Genomic DNA, 19,107 nt, shown 5'->3' on the forward strand with positions numbered 1-19,107 from the left:
GGCCTAGGCGGACCGGTTGGCGGCCAATCTGGCGAGTTCGGTCAGACCAGCCTTGGCCGGTGCGTTGATCGGTGCGCTCTCCAGCAGGCTCAGCGCCCGGTTGGTCAGCAGTTCGATGCGGCCCTCCACCGCAGCCAGTGCGCCCACCGACTCGATCACGTCGCACAGTTGGCGCACGTCGGCGTCGGACAGTTCGTTGCCGATACCAGCACGCAGCCGGTCCGCGGCGGCCGAATCCGAGGCGGTGGCCCGCTGCACGGCCTCGGCGAGCAGCACGGTGCGCTTGCCGGAACGCAGGTCGTCCCCGGACGGTTTGCCGGTGACGGCGGGATCGCCGAACACGCCGAGAACGTCGTCGCGCAGCTGGAACGCCACACCCAGGTCGGTGCCCAACTCGTAGAAGATGCGCTGGACGTCGGGCCGGTCGGCGGCGGCCGCGGCGCCGAACTGCAGCGGCCGCGAGATCGTGTAGGAGGCGGTCTTGTAGGTGTTCACGTTCATCGCCGACTCGATGGACTCGGCGCCGCTGGATTCGGCGACGATGTCGAGGTACTGACCGCCGAGCACCTCGGTGCGGATGTCCGACCACACCCGCCGGACGCGACGGCGGCCGTCGTCGTCCAGATTCGCCGCGCCGATGATGTCATCGGCCCACACCAGAGAGAGGTCACCCAGCAGGATCGCGGCGGAACGGCCGAACTGCTCGGACGAGCCACGCCAGCTGCTACTGCGGTGCACGTCGGTGAAGTGGACGTGGACCGTCGGCCAGCCGCGCCGCGTGGCCGAATCGTCGATGACGTCGTCGTGCACCAGTGCGCAGGCGTGCAGCAGCTCCAGCGCCGAGAACAGCAGCAGCGCGTCGTCGTCGACCGGCAGATCAGGGTCGGCGGTGACGGCGCGATAACCCCAGTAGGCGAACGCGGGCCGTACCCGTTTGCCGCCGCGCAGCACGAAGTCCTCGAGGGCGCCGATCAGCCCGTCGTAGTCGGTACCGATGTAGGCGGCGTCGGTGCGGCGGCCCGCCAGATACTTCCGAAGTTGATCGGTGACGGCGCCGGCCAGCTGGACGGCAGACGGAGCTGCTTCGACGCTCAGCGCAGCGCCCCTTTCTGTGTACGACCGCACCTGAGAGATCCGGGTGCAACCAGACTAGAACGTCGGCTAGCTATCGGCCTGATCGGAGTTGGCGAATCGCGGGGAACGGTCCCGGCTGACCCAGGCCAGGCCGCCGATGACGCCGCACACGGCGAGCGCACCCAGGCCGAGCCAGAGCGCCGCTCCGGTGAACGACCTGGTGCTGGGATCGGTGGCGCGGGCCTGGGCATTCATCGTCGACACCACGCCCGGCTTGAGTTTCCACTCGACGACGTCGGTGTCCAGGCGGTCGCCGTTGGTCGACGTCACCTCACCGGGGAAGGAAACCGTCAGCGAAACGTCAGCATCGGTGTCGGTGACGCTGGTCAGGTCCACGCGGCCTTCGAGGATCACCAGATTGCCGGCCCGCCGCAGCGAGATGTCCACCCCGGCGGCCTCGCGGTTGAGGTTGGCCAGCTGCGGCACCTCGGAGAAGCTCAGGTTCGAGAACACCGCCTCGGAGCCGACGAAGTCGTCGGATTTGTACTTCGACACCGAGATCTTCTGGCTGAAGGGCACATTGAGGTCGAACTGCGGCCCCTGGTCGTCTGAGTCGCGGGCCTTGGCGGCGGCGATGATCTGACCGGAGACCTGATCGTCCGGGGACACCGTGATCGACGCGTGCACCCGCACGCAGCCGACCGCCAAGGGCGCGACGATGAGCAGCAACAGCGCCAGGGCGCGTAGGCGCAGGCGGCGGGTTCGGTCGCGCACGTGGGTATCGTGCCAGATCCGCGCTACAGCGGGAGGCTACGACCCAGAATCGCGAACGCCCGGGGATCGCCGGCGAAGTGGTAGCCACGGATCACGTCGGTGAAGCCGAGCCGCCGGTAGAGCCGCCAGGCACGGTTGGCCTCGCCGATGATCTCCGGGGTCGACAGCAGGACGTGGGACTCGCCGCGGTCGGCCAGCAGCCGTCGGGCCAGTGCTTCACCCAGTCCGCGCCCCTGGGCGCTGGGGTGGATGTGGAGCTCGGTCAGCTCGAAGTAGCTGCTGGTCAGCCGCCCGATCTCGTCGGCGGGCACGCCGATGCGGTGCAGCCCGGCCACCACCTGCTGTTGCCACCACTGGTCGGGGGCGCCGCAGTAGCCGTAGGCGATACCGAGCAGGGGAGCGGCCGACAGTTGCGCGGTGTCCGGCTCAGCGGCGGGGGCGGTGTCGGCTTCCACGGCGGCGACGGCTTTCCACCCGTGCCGGCGGGTGTGTTCGAGCCACATCGCCGCCCGCTGGCCTTCGGTGCCGCGCGGGTAGCGCATGGCGTCGACGTACACGCTCAGAGCGTCGTGAAGGCGCTGCGCCATGTCGGTGGGCGACAGATCGATGAGGAAAGTCGCCAACGCCACGGTGCCTTTCTGTCTGCCGATCGATCCGGGGATGCATGGCCATTATCAGTGCACTCCCGGCCCGGCTCGGCCGCTGCTGTGGTGACCAGGCCCTTACGTGGTGATGGCGAGGGCGGAACAACGCCTGGACACAGCTACAATCGGGTGGACCAACTAGGTGGTACGCCGCACATCTAGCTCGTATCATTTTGGTTAGTCGCCCCGTAGATTGCTGGGCAGCCAAGTTTTATCGGATTAGTGACCGGCCGTGTCGGCAAGGAGGACGAATGCCACTCTCCGATCATGAGCAGCGCATGCTCGATCAGATCGAGAGCGCTCTCTATGCCGAGGACCCCAAGTTCGCCTCGAGTGTGCGGGGTGGAACTCTGCGGGCCCCTCCTGGCTGTCGTGGTCGTCGGCGATGCGGGCCCCCTCCACGCGCAGACGATTGCAGGGCGCCGGCCTGTTCGTGGTCGGTCTGGCGATGCTGGTTGCCGGGGTTGCGTTCAAGGCCACCATGATCGGAAGTTTCCCGATTCTGTCGGTGATCGGCTTCGTGGTGATGTTCGGCGGCGTGGTCTTCGCGATCACCGGTCCGCGTGTCGCCGGCGGCCGGGATCGCTCGGGCCCGTCGTCACCGTCGTCCGGTTCGCGTCAGCGTCGGCCCAAGGGTGGTGGCGGATCGTTCACCAGCCGCATGGAGGATCGCTTCCGGCGTCGTTTCGACGAGTGACCGTCAGCGTCTCCAACACGGGGTAGCCGTTCCGGCTGCCCCGTTTTTGTTTGCCTGGACCCGGCTGCGGCCGTTCGCTCTCCGCGATATCGACGTGCGGGCTCTCGATCGTCCGTGTCGGTGACCGTGGTGTCGATCTCGATGCCCGCTGATGCTCCCCACTTCGCCCCACCGCTGGTTGACCTGCGCTTTTATCGGCCGAGTCGACGGTCTGGGTCACCCCGGCGGGCTCTAGGTGGCAGGAAGTGGCGGATGTAGACCAAAAACGGACCATTATGTGGAGCAAAGTGGGGGATTGTGGGGTATTGTGGCGGTTAACGGAGCGACGGCTCCGGGGCGTGAAGGCAAGGAGATGTGCACAGCATGTTTCTCGGCACGTACACGCCCAAGCTCGACGACAAAGGGCGGCTGACACTGCCCGCCAAGTTCCGCGACGCACTGGCAGGAGGGTTGATGGTCACCAAAAGCCAAGATCACAGCCTTGCCGTCTACCCGCGTTCGGAATTCGAACAGCTGGCCCGGCGGGCTTCGCAGACCTCGCGCAGCAATCCGGAGGCGCGTGCATTCCTGCGCAACCTGGCAGCCGGCACCGACGAACAGCACCCCGACTCACAGGGCCGGATCACGCTGTCGGCGGACCACCGCCGCTACGCCAACCTGTCCAAGGAATGCGTGGTGATCGGCGCCGTCGACTTCCTCGAGATCTGGGACGCCCAAGCCTGGCAGGAATACCAGGAGACCCACGAAGAGAACTTCTCCGCGGCCAGCGATGAAGCACTCAGCGACATCATCTGAGCTGGCCGCCCAGCCGGAGGTAGCCCGTGCATCGTGGTCTCTGCCCGAACCGACCCTGACGTACTTCCCCAACGCCAGGTTCACCTGTTCGGACAGGGACCTCGATGCAAGGTCACACCCAGCCCCACTTGGTGCGGCGCACCGCGAATTACCCGGAGGTCCCGTCGTGGTTGACGAATCCGACCCCGATTCAGGGCATGGGCACATCCCCGTCCTGCTGGATCGGTGCGTCGAGATCCTCGGCCCGGCGCTGACCCGTCCGGACGCGATCCTCGTCGACGCGACCCTGGGCGCCGGCGGCCACTCCGAGCGCTTCCTGACCGAATTCCCCACGCTGCGCCTGATCGGCCTGGACCGGGACCCGGGGGCCCTGGCCGGTGCGCGAGAGCGGCTGGCCCCGTTCGCCGATCGGATCACCCTGGTCCACACCCGATACGACGGCATCGCCGACGCCCTTGTCGAAGCCGGCTGGGAGGCAACCGAATCGATCGACGGGGTGCTGTTCGACCTCGGGGTCTCCTCGATGCAGCTCGACCGGGCCGAGCGCGGATTCGCCTACTCCAAGGACGCGCCGCTGGACATGCGGATGGACACCGATGCCCCGCTGACCGCCGCGGAAATCCTCAATACCTACGGACGCGCCGAACTGACCGACATCCTGCGCCGCTTCGGCGAGGAGAAGTTCGCCAACCGCATCGCGGGGCTGATCGTCGAGCGACGCCAGCACGCGCCGCTGACCACCACCGGCGAACTCGTCGAGATCATCTACAAGGGCATCCCGGCGCCGGCGCGCCGCACCGGCGGTCACCCCGCGAAGCGGACCTTCCAGGCCCTGCGGATCGCGGTCAATGCCGAGCTGGACTCGCTGACGGCGGCCCTGCCCGCGGCGCTGGCCGCGCTGCGCCCGGGCGGGCGGATCGCGGTGATGTCCTATCAGTCGCTGGAGGACCGGATCGTCAAGACGACGTTCGCCGCGGCAACCGCCTCCCGGTCTCCGGCCGGCCTGCCCGTCGAATTGCCCGGCTATGAGCCGGAATTCAGCGCGATCACCCGCGGTGCCGAACGCGCCGACGCCGCGGAGATCGAACGCAATCCACGCAGTGCGCCGGTTCGGCTACGGGCACTGCAGCGCGTGATGTCGGTCAACCGGGGACGGGGAGGAAACAGCTGATGAAGGTGGGGCGCAAGCCGGTTGATTCGATGGATCGCGCAGGGGTCAAACGGGACGGGGCCAAGCGGGACAAGAACGAACCGACCAAGTCGGCCAGGAAGAAGGCGGGCGCAGGCACGGCCACCGCGCGTCGCCGTGGCACCGAGGCGCCGGCACGGGGTGGACGCGCGTCGGCCCGCCGCCCCCACGAACCGCGTGCGCTGCGTCAGGGTCCGCAGACCGCGCCGGTCGCCCGGCCTGCCGAACGCCCCACCCGGGCCAAGAACGTCAGTCAGGCCAAGGCGCGGGCGAAAGCGCGTAAGGCGAAGGCGCCCAAGGCCATCCGGCAGCCACTGCGCGACAGACTGATCGCCCGGCTGGCCGGTATCGACCTGCGTCCGCACACGCTGGTCGCCAAGGTTCCGTTCGTGGTGCTGGTGATCGGGGCGCTGGGCCTCGGGCTGGCCGTCACGCTGTGGCTGTCCACCGACGCCGCCCAGCGGTCCTACCAGTTGGGTACCGCCCGGTCCACCAATGAGGCGCTCTCCCAGCAGAAGGAAGCGCTCGAACGCGACGTCCTGGAGGCCGAATCCGCACCCGCGCTGGCCGAGTCCGCCCGCAATCTGGGCATGATCCCGTCGAAGGACACCGCGCATCTGGTGCAGGATCCGACCGGCAACTGGACCGTGGTCGGCAAGCCGAAGCCGGCCGAAGGGGTTCCGCCCCCGCCGTTGAACAGCAAGCTGCCCGACGAGAAGCCGCTGCCGCCCGCCGCGCCCGTGCCGCCGCCGGTGGCCGCGCCCAAGCCGGGAAGTTCCCCCGAGGTTCCGGTGCGTGTCGCAACCACTCCGCTCGGTGGCCTGCCGTTGAATGGTGCGATGCCCTTCGGCGTTCCCTTGGCCACCTTGCCCGGCACGGTTCTGGCGCCCGGCGCACTTCCCCCCGCGGCGGCGCAGGCGCCGTTGCCCGGCACGCTGGCGGTCCCGGCTCAGGCGCCCGCGCCCGCGGCCGCACCGGCCCCGGGCCTGGTGCTCGCACCGGTCCCGGCACCTGCTGACGCCGCACCGCCCGCAGTCGCACCGCCCGCGGCTGCCCCCGATGCTCCGGTTGTGCCCCCGGTCGATCCGCCTGTCGCGCCCGCCGGAGCCGGGCAGTGAGTCGCCGCGACTCCACACGGAAGCGCACCTCGTCGGGCAAGGCTCAACCGGATACCGGCCCCGGCCGTCCGGCGAAGTCTCGCCGCACCCGTGAGATCGTCGAAAGCGGCTCCCGCACAGCGTCATTCGTATTCCGGCACCGCGCAGGCAACATCGTCATCTTCCTGGCCCTCGGCGTGGCCGCCGCCCAGCTGTTCAACCTGCAGGTGCCCCAGGCCGCCGGCCTGCGTGCCGAGGCCGCCGGCCAGCTCAAGGTCACCGATGTCGAGAAGGCGGTGCGCGGCAGCATCGTCGACCGCAATTTCGACAAGCTGGCCTTCACCATCGAAGCCAGGGCGCTGACCTTCCAGCCCGCCAAGATCCGCAAGCAGCTGACCGAGGCCAAGGAGAAGTCGCCTGCCGCACCGGATCCCGACAAGCGGCTCACCCAGATCGCCACCGAGGTCGCGGGCAAGCTCAACAACAATCCCGATGCGGCCACCCTGCTCAAAAAGCTGCGCAGCAACGAGACGTTCGTCTATCTGGCCCGCGCGGTCGATCCGGCGATCGCCAACGCCATCATCAAGAAGTTCCCCGAGATCGGCGCCGAACGCCAAGACCTGCGCCAGTATCCCGGTGGCGCCTTGGCCGCCAACATCGTCGGCGGCATCGACTGGGACGGCCACGGTCTGCTCGGCCTCGAGGACTCGATGGACTCGCGGCTGTCCGGCACCGACGGCTCCATCACCTACGACCGCGGCTCCGACGGTGTCGTCATCCCCGGCAGCTACCGCAACAAGCACGATGCCGTCAACGGCTCCACCGTCCAGCTGACCCTCGACGACGACATCCAGTTCTACGTCCAGCAGCAGGTTCAGATGGCCAAGGACGCCTCCGGCGCCAAGGACGTCTCCGCGGTGGTGCTGGACGCGAAAACCGGTGAAGTGCTCGCGATGTCGAATGACAACACCTTCGACCCCAGCCAGGACATCGGCCGCCAGCAGGACAAACAGCTGGGCAACCTGCCGGTCACCTCGCCCTATGAGCCGGGATCGGTGAACAAGATCGTCACCGCCTCCTCGGTGATCGAGTACGGGCTGTCGAACCCCGACGAGGTGCTGCAGGTGCCCGGCTCGATCAACATGGGCGGCGTCACCGTCGGCGACGCGTGGAGCCACGGCGTGATGCCGTACACCACCACCGGCGTGTTCGGTAAGTCGTCGAACGTCGGCACCCTGATGCTGGCGCAGCGGATCGGGCCGGAGCGCTACTACGACATGCTCGGCAAGTTCGGTCTCGGGCAGCGCACCAATGTGGGTCTGCCTGGCGAGAGTTCGGGCCTGGTCCCGCCGATCGACCAGTGGTCGGGCAGCACCTTCTCGAATCTGCCCATCGGGCAGGGCCTTTCGATGACACTGCTGCAGATGACCGGGATGTACCAGGCCATCGCCAATGACGGCATGCGCATCCCGCCGCGGATCGTCAAGGCCACCGTCGCCGCGGACGGCACCCGAACCGAAGAGCCGCAACCCGCCGGCATCCGCGTCGTGTCGCCCGAGACCGCCCGCACGGTGCGGAACATGTTCCGCGCGATCGTCCAGCGCGACCCGATGGGCTACCAGCAGGGCACCGGTGCGCCGGCCGCCGTCGACGGCTATCAGATCGCCGGCAAGACCGGAACCGCCCAGCAGATCAACCCGGCCTGCGGCTGCTACTACAGCGACGTCTACTGGATCACCTTCGCCGGTATGGCGCCCGCCGACGACCCCCGCTACGTCATCGGCATCATGATGAACAACCCGCAGCGCAACCCGGACGGCACACCAGGCCACTCGGCCGCGCCGCTGTTCCACAACATCGCGGCCTGGCTGCTGCAGCGGCAGAACGTCCCGCTCTCGGCGGATCCCGGCGCGCCGTTGATCCTTCAGGCCACATAGCCGGCGCATCGTGCCGGCTGGGTAGGGTGAGCACCCAATGACCAATGCCCTGCGGCCCCGCGCCACGCCGGCGCTGACCTTGCCGACACTGGCTGCCCGGGTCGGCGCGGTTCCGGCGTCCGGCGGCTCGACGCCCGACGTGCGAATCACCGGAATCACCTTGCGCGGCCAGGACACCGTCGCCGGTGACCTGTTCGCGGCGCTGCCCGGCTCCTCGGCCCACGGCGCACAATTCGCCAAGGCCGCCGTCGACGGTGGCGCCGCGGCGGTGCTCACCGACGCCGAAGGTGTCGCCGTCCTTCACCGCCTGCTCGGCGAACCGGCACCCATCCCGGTCCTGCTGCATCCGCAGCCCCGCGCGGTGCTCGGTGAACTGGCCGCCGCGGTCTACGGGCACCCGTCGGACCGTGTGGTCGTCGTCGGCGTCACCGGCACCTCCGGCAAGACCACCACCACCCACCTGATCGAGGCGGGTCTGCGATCGGCCGACCGCGTTCCGGGACTCATCGGCACCGTCGGTGTGCGGATCGCCGGGGAGGATGTGCCCAGCGCACTGACCACCCCGGAAGCCCCGGCCCTGCAGGCGCTGCTGGCCGTGATGGCCGAGAAGGGCGTCGACACCGCCGTGATGGAGGTCTCCAGTCACGCCCTCGAACTCGGCCGCACCGACGGCATCCGGTTCGCTGTCGGCGGTTTCACCAACCTGTCCCGCGACCACCTCGACTTCCATCCCACGATGGCCGCCTACTTCGAGGCCAAGGCGCGGTTGTTCGACCCGGCCTCACCGGCGCACGCCGCGATGTCGGTGATCTGCGTCGACGACGACGCGGGCCGCGACATGGCCCGCCGGGCCGGCGATTCGATGACGGTGTCCGCCGACGGCCACCCGGCGGATTGGCGGGCCGAGGACATCACGGTGCTCGACGGCGGTGCCCAGGAGTTCACCGCGGTGGACCCCGCCGGGGTGCATCACCGGCTGCGGATCCGTCTTCCCGGCCGCTACAACGTCGCCAACGCGCTGCTGGCACTGGCCATGCTCGACGCCATCGGGGTGTCACCGGAACAGGCCGCACCCGGGTTGCGCGCCGCGGCCGTGCCCGGCCGGCTGGAGCCCATCGACCGCGGGCAGGACTTCCTGGCGGTCGTCGACTACGCCCACAAACCCGGTGCGCTGCAGGCGGTGCTGGAGACCCTCAAGCCCGCGCAGGGCCGGCTGGCGGTGGTCTTCGGCGCCGGCGGCGACCGCGACCCCGGCAAGCGGGAACCCATGGGCCGCATCGCGTCCGAGCTCGCCGACCTGGTGATCGTGACCGACGACAACCCCCGCAACGAGGATCCCGCGACGATTCGGGCCGCGATCATGGCCGGTGCCCGCGACCAGTCCGCCGAGGGCGCTGACGTCATCGAGATCGGGGACCGGCGCGCGGCGATCCGGCACGCGGTGGGTTGGGCCCGCAGCGGTGACGTCGTGGTGATCGCGGGCAAAGGGCACGAGAAGGGGCAGACCGTGGCCGGGCAGACCCGTCCTTTCGACGACCGCGCCGAACTCGCGGCGGCCCTCGACGCGCGGGGAGCGGGCGCATGATCGCGCTGTCCGTCGCCCGGATCGCGGAGATCGTCGGCGGCGAGCTCGCCGACATCAGCGCGGACGAGGCCGCCGAGCGGATCGTCACCGGGACCGTCGAATTCGATTCCCGCGCGGTCGGTCCGGGTGGACTGTTCCTGGCATTGCCGGGTGCCCGTACCGACGGGCACGACTTCGCCGAGGCCGCCGCCGCGGCGGGTGCGGCCGCGGTGCTCGCGGCCCGGCCCGTGGGGGTGCCCGCGATCGTGGTGCCGCCGGCGGTGGCCGCCGATGCGGGCGCCGGGGTGCTCGAACACGACGTCGACGGCTCCGGTGCCGCCGTGCTCGCCGCGCTGTCGAAGCTGGCCGCGGCGGTCGCGGCCGAACTCGTCGCGGGCGGGCTGACGATCGTCGGGGTCACCGGATCGTCAGGTAAGACGTCGACGAAAGATCTCATCGCCGCGGTGCTGCGCCCGCTGGGCGAGGTGGTCGCCCCGCCCGGCTCGTTCAACAACGAGCTCGGTCTGCCCTGGACCGTGCTGCGGGCGACCGAGGACACCGACTACCTGGTCCTGGAGATGTCGGCCCGCCACCTCGGCAACATCGCCGCGCTGGCCGCGATCGCGCCGCCGTCGATCGCGGTGGTACTCAACGTGGGCACCGCGCACCTCGGCGAGTTCGGCTCCCGCGAGGTGATCGCTGCCACGAAAGGTGAACTGGTAGAAGCGGTTCCGGCCTCCGGTGTGGCGATCTTGAACGCCGACGATCCATTGGTGTCGGCGATGTCGGCCCGGACCGCCGCCCGGGTGGTGCGGGTCGGGCAGTCCGAGGCGGCCGACATCCGCGCCGAGAACGTCCAACTCGACGAGCTGGCCCAGCCGCGCTTCACGTTGCTGACCCCGGCCGGCTCCGCCGAGGTGCAGCTGGCCGTGCACGGCGAGCATCAGGTCGGCAACGCCATGTCGGCGGCGGCGGTGGCCCTGGAATGCGGGGCGACGCCGGAGCAGGTGGCCGCCGCGCTGGCGACCGCGCGCCCGGCGTCGCGGCACCGGATGGAGGTGCACACCCGCGCTGACGGCGTCACCGTCGTCAACGACGCCTACAACGCCAATCCCGACTCGATGAAGGCCGGACTGCGGGCGCTGGCGGTGATGGCCCGCTCCGGCGAAACGCGCCGCAGTTGGGCGGTGCTCGGCGAGATGGCCGAGCTGGGGGATGAGTCGATAACCGAGCATGATCGTGTCGGCCGGCTGGCTGTGCGCTTAGATATCAGTCGACTCGTCGTCGTCGGAACCGGGAGGCCCATGAGCGCCATGCACCACGGGGCGGTCATGGAGGGATCCTGGGGTTCGGAATCCACCATGGTCGCCGACGCGGACGCCGCCCTGGCGTTGTTGCGTGCCGAACTGCAGCCCGGTGACGTCGTCCTGGTCAAAGCGTCCAATTCGGCCGGGCTCGGCTCGCTGGCCGAAGCACTGCTCGACGAGGGCAGGTCATGAGACTGATCTTGATCGCCGTCGCGATCGCGCTGGCGGTCTCGATCCTGCTGACCCCGGCGCTGATCAAGCTGTTCACCCGCCAGGGCTTCGGCCACGAGATCCGGGAGGACGGTCCGCCGAGCCACAAGACCAAGCGCGGCACCCCGTCGATGGGCGGTGTGGCGATCCTGGTCGGCATCTGGGCCGGGTACTTCGGCACCCACCTGGTCGGTCTCGCGCTCGACGGGGACGGCCCGTCGGCGTCCGGCCTGCTGGTGCTGGGCCTGGCCACCGCGCTCGGCGCGGTCGGCTTCGTCGACGACCTGATCAAGATCCGCCGCTCCCGCAACCTCGGGCTGAACAAGACCGCCAAGACCGTCGGGCAGATCACCGCCGCCATGCTGTTCGGCATCCTGGTGCTGCAGTTCCGGAACTCCGACGGACTCACGCCGGGCAGCCCGGAGCTGTCCTATGTGCGCGAGATCGCCACGGTCACATTGAGCCCGCTGCTGTTCGTGCTGTTCGCCGTCGTCGTGGTCAGCGCCTGGTCCAACGCGGTGAACTTCACCGACGGCCTCGACGGGTTGGCAGGCGGCAGCATGGCCATGGTCAGCGCCGCGTACGTGCTGATCACGTTCTGGCAGTACCGCAATGCCTGCGCGACCGCCCCCGGACTGGGCTGCTACAACGTGCGTGACCCGCTGGATCTGGCGCTGCTCGCGGCGGCCACCGCGGGGGCGTGCATCGGCTTCCTGTGGTGGAACGCCGCGCCGGCCAAGATCTTCATGGGGGACACCGGGTCGCTGGCGCTCGGCGGGATGATCGCCGGCCTGTCGGTGACCAGCCGCACCGAGGTGCTCGCGGTGGTTCTGGGCGCGCTGTTCGTCGCCGAGGTCACCTCGGTGGTGGTGCAGATCCTGGCCTTCCGCACCACCGGGCGACGGGTGTTCCGGATGGCGCCCTTCCACCATCATTTCGAGCTCGTCGGCTGGGCGGAGACGACGGTGATCATCCGGTTCTGGTTGCTCACCGCGATCGCGTGCGGCCTCGGCGTGGCGCTGTTCTACGGCGAGTGGCTGTCTGCCATCGGGGCCTGACATGCCCGGGCTCGAGCCGCTGACCTCGGGGGCGCAGGTGCTGGTGGCCGGCGCCCGGGTGACCGGGCGTGCGGTGGTGTCGGCGCTGGCGTCGCTCGACGTGCACATCTGGGTCTGCGACGACAACGCTGAATCGTTGAAAGCACTGGCCGACAACGGCATTCATGCGATCACCCCGGCCGAGGCCGTCGTGTCCATCAATGACTTCGCCCTGGTGGTGACCAGTCCGGGGTTTCCGCCGACCGCGCCGGTGCTGGCTGCGGCCACCGGGGCCGGAGTGCCGATCTGGGGTGACGTCGAGCTGGCCTGGCGCCTCGATGCCGCAGGCCACTACGGTCCGCCGCGGCGCTGGCTGGTGGTCACCGGCACCAACGGCAAGACCACCACGACCTCGATGCTGCACGCCATGCTCGTCGCCGACGGCCGCCGCGCGATGTTGTGCGGCAATATCGGCGACCCGGTTCTCGACGTGTTGGATCAGCCGGCCGACATCCTGGCCGTGGAGCTGTCGAGCTTCCAGCTGTTCTGGGCGCCGTCGCTGCGCCCGGAGGCCGGGGCGGTCCTCAACGTCGCCGAAGACCACCTGGACTGGCACGGGTCGATGGCGGCCTACGCCGCCGCGAAGGCCCGGGTGCTCGACGGCCGGGTCGCGATCGTCGGTGTCGACGACCCGGTTGCGGCCGGCCTGCTGCCGGGCGCGGCCGCAGCTGTGAAGGTCGGGTTCCGGCTGGGGGAGCCGGGCGCCGGGGAACTCGGCGTCCGCGACGGCATGCTCGTCGACCGCGCGTTCGCCGACGATCTCGAACTGGCCCCGGTCGAGTCGATCTCGGTGGCGGGTCCGGTCGGTGTCCTCGACGCGCTGGGGGCGGCGGCGCTGGCCCGCTCCGTCGGCGTCGCGCCCGGCTCGATCACCGACGCGCTGACCACCTTCCGGGTCGGGCGTCACCGCGCGGAGGAGGTGGGCGTCGTCGACGGGGTGGCCTATGTCGACGACTCCAAGGCCACCAACCCGCACGCCGCGCAGGCATCGATCACCGCGTATCCGCGGGTGGTGTGGGTGGCCGGCGGCATGCTCAAGGGCGCGTCGGTCGACGACCTGGTCGCCCGGGTGGCGGACCGGCTGGCCGGGGCCGTGCTGATCGGCCACGACCGCGCGGTGGTTGCCGAGGCGTTATCGCGACACGCGCCCGATGTCCCCGTCATCGAGGTGGTGACGCGGGAGGATGCTGTGGTGCATGAGACCAATGAGTCAGATGTTACTCATGAGACTCGAGTGGTCGACGCCTCCGCTCCGGGCCTGGGCGCCCGGGTGATGACCGAGGTCGTCGCCGCCGCCGCGAGCCTGGCCCACACCGGCGACACGGTGTTGCTGGCCCCCGCCGGCGCGTCGTTCGACCAGTTCGCCGGTTACGCCGACCGGGGCGACGCGTTCGCCGCCGCCGTGCGCGCCACGGCTCGGTAGACGCCGTGCCCACGATCCTGTCCCGGCTGCGCCGTCGCGGCTCAGCCGACGCCACCGACATTGCCGTCGAGGTCGACACCGACACGGTCGACACCGCCGCCCCGGACGCCGAGGCCTCCACCGCGCCGGTCGCCACCACCGCGGCGCCGGCCAAACACCGGTTCGGGGTGCCGCGGAGGTTCGGCGCCTGGCTGGGCCGCCCGATGACGTCGTTCCACCTGATCGTCTCCGTGGCCGCGCTGCTGGTCACGCTCGGCCTGACGATGGTGCTGTCGGCGTCGGGTGTGCACTCCTACGACGAGGACGGATCGCCCTGGGCGATCTTCGGCCGCCAGGTGCTGTGGACAGTCGTAGGTCTTCTCGGCTTCTGGATCGCACTGCGGGCGCCGGTCAGCTTCTTGCGCCGCACCGCGTTCGCCTCCTTTGCCATCACGATCGTGATGCTGGTGTTGGTTCTGATCCCGGGCATCGGCCACGAATCCAACGGCACCCGCGGCTGGTTCCTCATCGCCGGGCTGTCGATGCAGCCGTCCGAGCTGACCAAGATCGCGTTCGCCATCTGGGGTGCACACCTGCTGGCGACCCGGCGCCTCGAGCACGCGTCGCTGCGCGAGCTGTTGATCCCGCTGATCCCCGCCGCCGTCATCGCGCTGGTGCTCATCGTCGCCCAGCCCGACCTCGGGCAGACCGTGTCGCTGGGCATCATCCTGCTGGCGCTGCTCTGGTACGCCGGCCTGCCGCTGAAGGTGTTCGTCACCTCACTCGGCGCCGCCATCGCGGCCGCTGCGGTGCTGGCGGTCTCCGAGGGCTACCGCTCCGACCGGGTGCGGTCGTGGCTTGATCCCGGCGCCGACGCACAGGGCTCGGGATACCAGTCCCGTCAGGCCAAGTTCGCGCTGGCCAACGGAGGCGTCTTCGGGGACGGGCTGGGGCAGGGCACCGCGAAGTGGAACTACCTGCCCAACGCCCACAACGACTTCATCTTCGCGATCATCGGCGAGGAACTCGGCTACGTCGGCGCCGCCGGGCTGCTGGCCCTCTTCGGGTTGTTCGCGTACACCGGCATGCGGATCGCCCGGCGCTCGGCGGATCCGTTCCTGCGGCTGCTGACCGCGTCGGCCACCATGTGGGTGGTCGGCCAGGTGTTCATCAATGTCGGCTATGTCATCGGTCTGCTGCCGGTCACCGGAATCCAGCTGCCACTCATCTCGGCCGGTGGAACATCAACGGCGACAACGCTGTTCATGATCGGACTGATGGCCAACGCGGCCCGTCACGAACCGGAGGCGGTCGCCGCCCTGCGTGCAGGCCGCGAAGACCGGATGAACCGCATTCTGCGGCTGCCGCTGCCCGAGCCTTATGTGCCCTCCCGGGTGGAGGCGGTGCGCGACCGGCTGCGCAGCAGGCCGAACGCTGCGAAAGCCACCAAACCCGCGCGGCCGGCCCGCCCGGCCAGGCCGGAGCGCAAACCGGCCAAGAAAACGGCCCGCTCAACCCAGTCCACCCGTGACCGTGCCGCTCTACCTGGCAAAACCAGGACGGCCCAGCGACCCACCCGACGCTCAGGGCATCATGGTGACGCTCCGCGTAACAGCGCGCAGCAGCCGAAAGAGGGAAGCAGTCGCGCACGGCGGTCCCGCACATTGGAAGGTCAGCGTTACGGGTGAGTGACTCGGTGTCGGTTGTGCTTGCCGGTGGAGGCACCGCCGGGCATGTCGAACCGGCCATGGCGGTGGCAGACGCGCTCAGAGCGCTGGACGCGGATATCCGGATCACCGCACTGGGCACCCCGCGCGGTCTGGAGACCCGGCTGGTGCCCGACCGCGGCTACGACTTGGAACTCATCACCCCGGTGCCGCTGCCGCGCACAGTCAACGGCGATCTGATGCGTCTGCCGCTGCGGGTCCGCCGCGCGGTGCGGGAAACCCGCGCCGTGCTCGACGACGTCGCCGCCGACGTGGTGATCGGGTTCGGTGGCTATGTCGCACTGCCCGCCTATCTCGCGGCTCGCGGCGGGCCGGTGCACCGGCGCCGGGTACCGGTCGTCGTGCATGAAGCCAATGCCAGTGCCGGACTTGCCAATCGGGTCGGCGCCCGCACAGCGTGCCGGGTGCTCTCCGCGGTATCGGATTCGGGGCTGCGGCACGCCGAGGTGGTGGGTATGCCGCTGCGCGCGTCGATCACCTCGTTGGATCGGGTCGCACTGCGCGCGCAGGCCCGCGAGTATTTCGGCTTCGCCGATGACGCCACCGTGCTGCTGGTCTTCGGCGGTTCGCAGGGTGCGGCCTCGATCAACCGCGCGGTGTCGGCGGCCGCGGCCGATCTGGCCGCCGCGGGCATCGCGGTGCTGCACGCCCACGGCCCCAAGAACACCCTCGACCTGCGCGGCACCCAGCCCGGCGAGCCGCCCTACGTCGCGGTTCCCTACCTGGACCGGATGGACCTGGCCTACGCCGCCGCCGACCTGGCGATCTGCCGGTCCGGCGCCATGACGGTCGCCGAGGTGTCGGCGGTCGGGTTGCCCGCGGTCTATGTCCCGCTGCCGATCGGGAACGGCGAGCAGCGGCTGAACGCGCTGCCGGTGGTCGACCCCGGCGGCGGGCTGCTGGTCGAGGACGCCCAGCTGACGCCCGAGTTCATCGCCCGCGAGGTCGTCGGCCTGCTGACCGACCCGCCGCGATTGCAGGCGATGACGGCGGCCGCCGCCCGGGTTGGGCACCGGGACGCCGCGCAGCGGGTCGCCGAGGTGGCCCTCGACGTCGCGCACGCTGGAAAGGGCCGCCGATGAGCGCACCGACGGGTCCCAGGGAGCTGCCGCCGGAACTGCAGCGCGTGCACATGGTGGGCATCGGCGGCGCGGGGATGTCGGGTATCGCCCGCATCCTGCTGGACCGCGGGGGACTGGTGTCGGGTTCCGACGCCAAGGACTCCCGCGGTGTGGTGGCGTTGCGGGCGCGCGGTGCGGTGATCAGCATCGGTCACGACGCGGCGAATCTCGACCTGCTGCCGGGTGGCCCGACCGCGGTGATCACCACCCACGCGGCGATCCCGAAGACCAACCCCGAATTGGTGGAGGCCCGCAAGCGGGCGATCCCGGTGATCCTGCGTCCGGTGGTCCTGGCCAAACTGATGGCCGGTTTCCGCACGCTGATGGTGACCGGCACGCACGGGAAGACCACGACGACCTCGATGCTGATCGTCGCGTTGCAGCATGCCGGGCTGGATCCGTCGTTCGCTGTCGGCGGCGATCTCGGTGAAGCGGGCACCAACGCGCACAACGGAAGTGGCGACTGTTTCGTCGCCGAGGCCGACGAAAGCGACGGCTCGCTGCTCGAGTACACCCCGGATGTGGCGGTGGTGACCAACATCGAGGCCGACCACCTCGACTTCTTCGGCAGCGCCGACGCCTACACGGCGGTGTTCGACGCGTTCGTCGAACGCCTGGCTCCCGGCGGGGCGCTGGTGGCGTGCGCCGACGATCCGGGCTCGGCCGCACTGGCCGAACGCAGTGCGGCCCTTGGGGTTCGGGTATTGCGCTATGGCGAAGGCCCCGCGGACGGGCTGGCCGGTGCGCTGATCGGCTGGGAGCAGCACGGCACCGGGGCGGTCGCGCACATCCAGTTGGCCGGCGAGGCGCACCAGCGGGTGTTGCGGCTGGCGGTGCCGGGCAAGCACATGGCACTCAACGCGCTGGCCGCGCTGCTGGCCGCGGTCGAGGCCGGTGCGCCGATCGACGAGGTGCTCGACGGGTTGGCCGGGTTCGAGGGGGTGCGGCGGCGCTTCGAGCTGGTCGGCACGGCCGACGGGGTTCGGGTCTTCGACGACTATGCCCACCACCCGACCGAGGTCAGGGCCGCGCTGACCGCGCTGCGCGCGGTGGCCCAGCAGGACCGGACCGGGCATCCCACGATTGTCGGCGCGCGCAGCATCGTGGTGTTCCAACCGCATTTGTATTCGCGCACAAAGACTTTCGCGCTCGACTTCGGCAGTGCGCTCGACACCGCCGACGAGGTGTTCGTACTCGACGTCTACGCCGCGCGCGAGCAGCCGATCGCCGGGATCAGCGGCGCGACGGTGGCCCAGCACGTCAGCGTGCCGGTGCACTATGTCGCCGACTTCTCCGCGGTGGCCGCGCGGGTCGCCGCCTCGGCCCGCCCGGGTGACGTCGTGGTCACGATGGGCGCCGGTGACGTGACGATGCTGGGGCAGGAGATCCTTACGGCATTGCAGGCCAAGGGGAATCGATGACCGAGCCCGAGGCAGACGAGGCCGGCGAAGACGCCCCCATCCTGCCCAAACCGACAGATGGCAGCGAAAGTACGGGTGACGACGAGCAAAACGTCGATCTCGACGCCGCGAAAGAAGGCCCGCGCATGCGGGAACGCCGCGAGCGTGCCGAGCGCCGCGCCGCGCAGATCCGCGCCACCGCGATCGAAGAGGCCCGCCGGGAGGCCAAGCGCCGGGTCCGCGGAGAGGCCACGGAGACGCCGAAACCCGTGGGCGCGAGGAACGTTCGCGGTCTGCGGTTGTTCATCTGGCTGATCGTTCTGGCGATCATCAGCGTCGGGCTGGGATTGATCCTCTATTTCACGCCGGTCATGTCGGCGCGCTCGCTGGTGATCACCGGGATCGGCGCGGTGACCCGCGAGGAGGTCGTCGACGCGGCGAAGGTGCAGTTGGGCACGCCACTGCTGCAGATCAACACCGACCAGGTGGCCGATCGGGTGGCCGGCATCCGGCGGGTGGCCAGCGCGCGGGTACAGCGCGAGTATCCGTCGACGTTGCGCATCACGATCGTCGAGCGAATCCCGATCGTGGTGAAGGACTATCCCGACGGCCCGCATCTGTTCGACAAGGACGGTGTGGATTTCGCGACCGCGCCGCCACCGCCCGGCCTGCCGTACATCGACGTCGACAAGCCCGGCCCGAGCGATCCGCCGACGCGGGCCGCACTGGAGGTGATGACGGCGTTGCGTCCGGAGGTGGTGGGCCAGGTCAGCCGGGTGGCCGCGCCGTCGGTAGCGTCGGTGACGCTGACGCTGACCGACGGGCGCACCGTGGTGTGGGGGACGACGGACCGCACCGAGGAGAAGGCGGAGAAGCTGGCCGCGCTGCTGACCCAGCCGGGCAAGGTCTACGACGTCTCGAGCCCGGATCTGCCGACCGTCAAGTAGCCGGTCGGCGCAGGCCGGTGAGGAAATTCGCCCGCGACACCCCGGCGCGCCTCCCACATCCAGGCACCACCGGCCATACCGTTCTGGTTGCACGGCACTACTTGACATAACTCTAAGCCTCTGGT

The 19,107-nt window shown here is 70.0% G+C and carries 15 protein-coding genes and 1 pseudogene; 13 read left to right on the plus strand and 3 right to left on the minus strand.

Annotation, left to right across the window (positions count from 1 at the left end; genetic code table 11):
- Positions 1–3: 3 nt before the first annotated feature.
- From idsA2 to D3H54_RS11895, 3 genes are all read right to left on the minus strand, one after another.
- Entirely contained in the window at positions 4–1,062 is a 1,059-nt protein-coding gene (gene idsA2 / locus D3H54_RS11885; RefSeq protein WP_210419729.1) for a bifunctional (2E,6E)-farnesyl/geranyl diphosphate synthase, read from the minus strand.
- A 99-nt stretch (positions 1,063–1,161) separates the two neighbouring features.
- Positions 1,162–1,848 carry an LppM family (lipo)protein gene (locus D3H54_RS11890; protein ID WP_149379209.1) on the minus strand — a complete coding sequence of 229 codons (687 nt, stop codon included), beginning with the start codon at positions 1,846–1,848 and terminating at the stop codon, positions 1,162–1,164.
- 23 nt (positions 1,849–1,871) lie between these two features.
- Positions 1,872–2,471, minus strand: a complete 600-nt coding sequence (locus D3H54_RS11895) for a GNAT family N-acetyltransferase (protein WP_168215065.1) — start codon at positions 2,469–2,471, stop codon at positions 1,872–1,874.
- A 272-nt stretch (positions 2,472–2,743) separates the two neighbouring features.
- On the opposite strand from D3H54_RS11895, the pseudogene D3H54_RS11900 reads away from it, so the two are divergent.
- The 13 genes and pseudogenes from D3H54_RS11900 (at position 2,744) to D3H54_RS11960 (ending at position 18,982) form a co-directional block, all read left to right on the plus strand.
- Positions 2,744–3,189: pseudogene (locus tag D3H54_RS11900) on the plus strand (SCO2097 family morphological protein).
- 363 nt (positions 3,190–3,552) lie between these two features.
- Positions 3,553–3,984 carry a division/cell wall cluster transcriptional repressor MraZ gene (gene mraZ / locus D3H54_RS11905; RefSeq protein ID WP_036347573.1) on the plus strand — a complete coding sequence of 144 codons (432 nt, stop codon included), beginning with the start codon at positions 3,553–3,555 and terminating at the stop codon, positions 3,982–3,984.
- On the plus strand, positions 3,959–5,155 hold the full coding sequence (gene rsmH / locus D3H54_RS11910) for a 16S rRNA (cytosine(1402)-N(4))-methyltransferase RsmH (protein ID WP_149379210.1): 1,197 nt from the start codon (positions 3,959–3,961) through the stop codon (positions 5,153–5,155). The genes mraZ and rsmH overlap by 26 nt, the downstream gene beginning before the upstream one ends.
- Entirely contained in the window at positions 5,155–6,291 is a 1,137-nt protein-coding gene (gene ftsL, locus D3H54_RS11915) for a cell division protein FtsL (RefSeq protein ID WP_149379211.1), read from the plus strand. Before rsmH ends, ftsL begins: the two co-directional genes overlap by 1 nt.
- Positions 6,288–8,207 carry a peptidoglycan D,D-transpeptidase FtsI family protein gene (locus D3H54_RS11920; protein WP_149379212.1) on the plus strand — a complete coding sequence of 640 codons (1,920 nt, stop codon included), beginning with the start codon at positions 6,288–6,290 and terminating at the stop codon, positions 8,205–8,207. Before ftsL ends, D3H54_RS11920 begins: the two co-directional genes overlap by 4 nt.
- Before the next feature lie 37 nt (positions 8,208–8,244).
- Entirely contained in the window at positions 8,245–9,792 is a 1,548-nt protein-coding gene (locus tag D3H54_RS11925) for a UDP-N-acetylmuramoyl-L-alanyl-D-glutamate--2,6-diaminopimelate ligase (protein ID WP_149379213.1), read from the plus strand.
- Positions 9,789–11,270 (plus strand): UDP-N-acetylmuramoyl-tripeptide--D-alanyl-D-alanine ligase, encoded by a 1,482-nt coding sequence (locus D3H54_RS11930; RefSeq protein WP_149379214.1) that lies wholly within the window; start codon positions 9,789–9,791, stop codon positions 11,268–11,270. Before D3H54_RS11925 ends, D3H54_RS11930 begins: the two co-directional genes overlap by 4 nt.
- Entirely contained in the window at positions 11,267–12,346 is a 1,080-nt protein-coding gene (gene mraY / locus D3H54_RS11935) for a phospho-N-acetylmuramoyl-pentapeptide-transferase (protein ID WP_149379215.1), read from the plus strand. The genes D3H54_RS11930 and mraY overlap by 4 nt, the downstream gene beginning before the upstream one ends.
- 1 nt (position 12,347) lies before the next feature.
- Positions 12,348–13,808, plus strand: coding sequence for a UDP-N-acetylmuramoyl-L-alanine--D-glutamate ligase (gene murD, locus D3H54_RS11940; RefSeq protein ID WP_149379216.1), 1,461 nt, complete (start codon positions 12,348–12,350; stop codon positions 13,806–13,808).
- Positions 13,809–13,813: 5 nt separating this feature from the next.
- Positions 13,814–15,475 carry a putative lipid II flippase FtsW gene (gene ftsW / locus D3H54_RS11945; RefSeq protein WP_286199215.1) on the plus strand — a complete coding sequence of 554 codons (1,662 nt, stop codon included), beginning with the start codon at positions 13,814–13,816 and terminating at the stop codon, positions 15,473–15,475.
- Complete coding sequence (gene murG / locus D3H54_RS11950; protein WP_149379217.1) at positions 15,451–16,596, plus strand: undecaprenyldiphospho-muramoylpentapeptide beta-N-acetylglucosaminyltransferase; 1,146 nt, start codon at positions 15,451–15,453, stop codon at positions 16,594–16,596. The genes ftsW and murG overlap by 25 nt, the downstream gene beginning before the upstream one ends.
- The gene (murC, locus tag D3H54_RS11955) at positions 16,593–18,056 is read left to right on the plus strand and encodes a UDP-N-acetylmuramate--L-alanine ligase (protein ID WP_149379218.1); all 1,464 of its coding nucleotides are present in this window, start codon (positions 16,593–16,595) and stop codon (positions 18,054–18,056) included. The genes murG and murC overlap by 4 nt, the downstream gene beginning before the upstream one ends.
- Positions 18,053–18,982 (plus strand): cell division protein FtsQ/DivIB, encoded by a 930-nt coding sequence (locus tag D3H54_RS11960; protein WP_149379219.1) that lies wholly within the window; start codon positions 18,053–18,055, stop codon positions 18,980–18,982. Before murC ends, D3H54_RS11960 begins: the two co-directional genes overlap by 4 nt.
- The last annotated feature ends 125 nt before the right edge of the window (positions 18,983–19,107 follow it).

Origin of the sequence: Mycobacterium sp. ELW1, from assembly GCF_008329905.1 — a bacterium.
Classification (GTDB): Bacteria; Actinomycetota; Actinomycetes; order Mycobacteriales; family Mycobacteriaceae; genus Mycobacterium.

Excerpts from the sequence above, each read along its gene's own strand:
- mraY (WP_149379215.1), top strand. The coding sequence starts at position 11,267 with ATGAGACTGATCTTGATCGCCGTCGCGATCGCGCTGGCGGTCTCGATC.
- D3H54_RS11960 (WP_149379219.1), top strand. The coding sequence starts at position 18,053 with ATGACCGAGCCCGAGGCAGACGAGGCCGGCGAAGACGCCCCCATCCTG.
- mraZ (WP_036347573.1), top strand. The coding sequence starts at position 3,553 with ATGTTTCTCGGCACGTACACGCCCAAGCTCGACGACAAAGGGCGGCTG.
- murC (WP_149379218.1), top strand. The coding sequence starts at position 16,593 with ATGAGCGCACCGACGGGTCCCAGGGAGCTGCCGCCGGAACTGCAGCGC.
- D3H54_RS11930 (WP_149379214.1), top strand. The coding sequence starts at position 9,789 with ATGATCGCGCTGTCCGTCGCCCGGATCGCGGAGATCGTCGGCGGCGAG.
- rsmH (WP_149379210.1), top strand. The coding sequence starts at position 3,959 with ATGAAGCACTCAGCGACATCATCTGAGCTGGCCGCCCAGCCGGAGGTA.
- murD (WP_149379216.1), top strand. The coding sequence starts at position 12,348 with ATGCCCGGGCTCGAGCCGCTGACCTCGGGGGCGCAGGTGCTGGTGGCC.
- D3H54_RS11925 (WP_149379213.1), top strand. The coding sequence starts at position 8,245 with ATGACCAATGCCCTGCGGCCCCGCGCCACGCCGGCGCTGACCTTGCCG.
- ftsL (WP_149379211.1), top strand. The coding sequence starts at position 5,155 with ATGAAGGTGGGGCGCAAGCCGGTTGATTCGATGGATCGCGCAGGGGTC.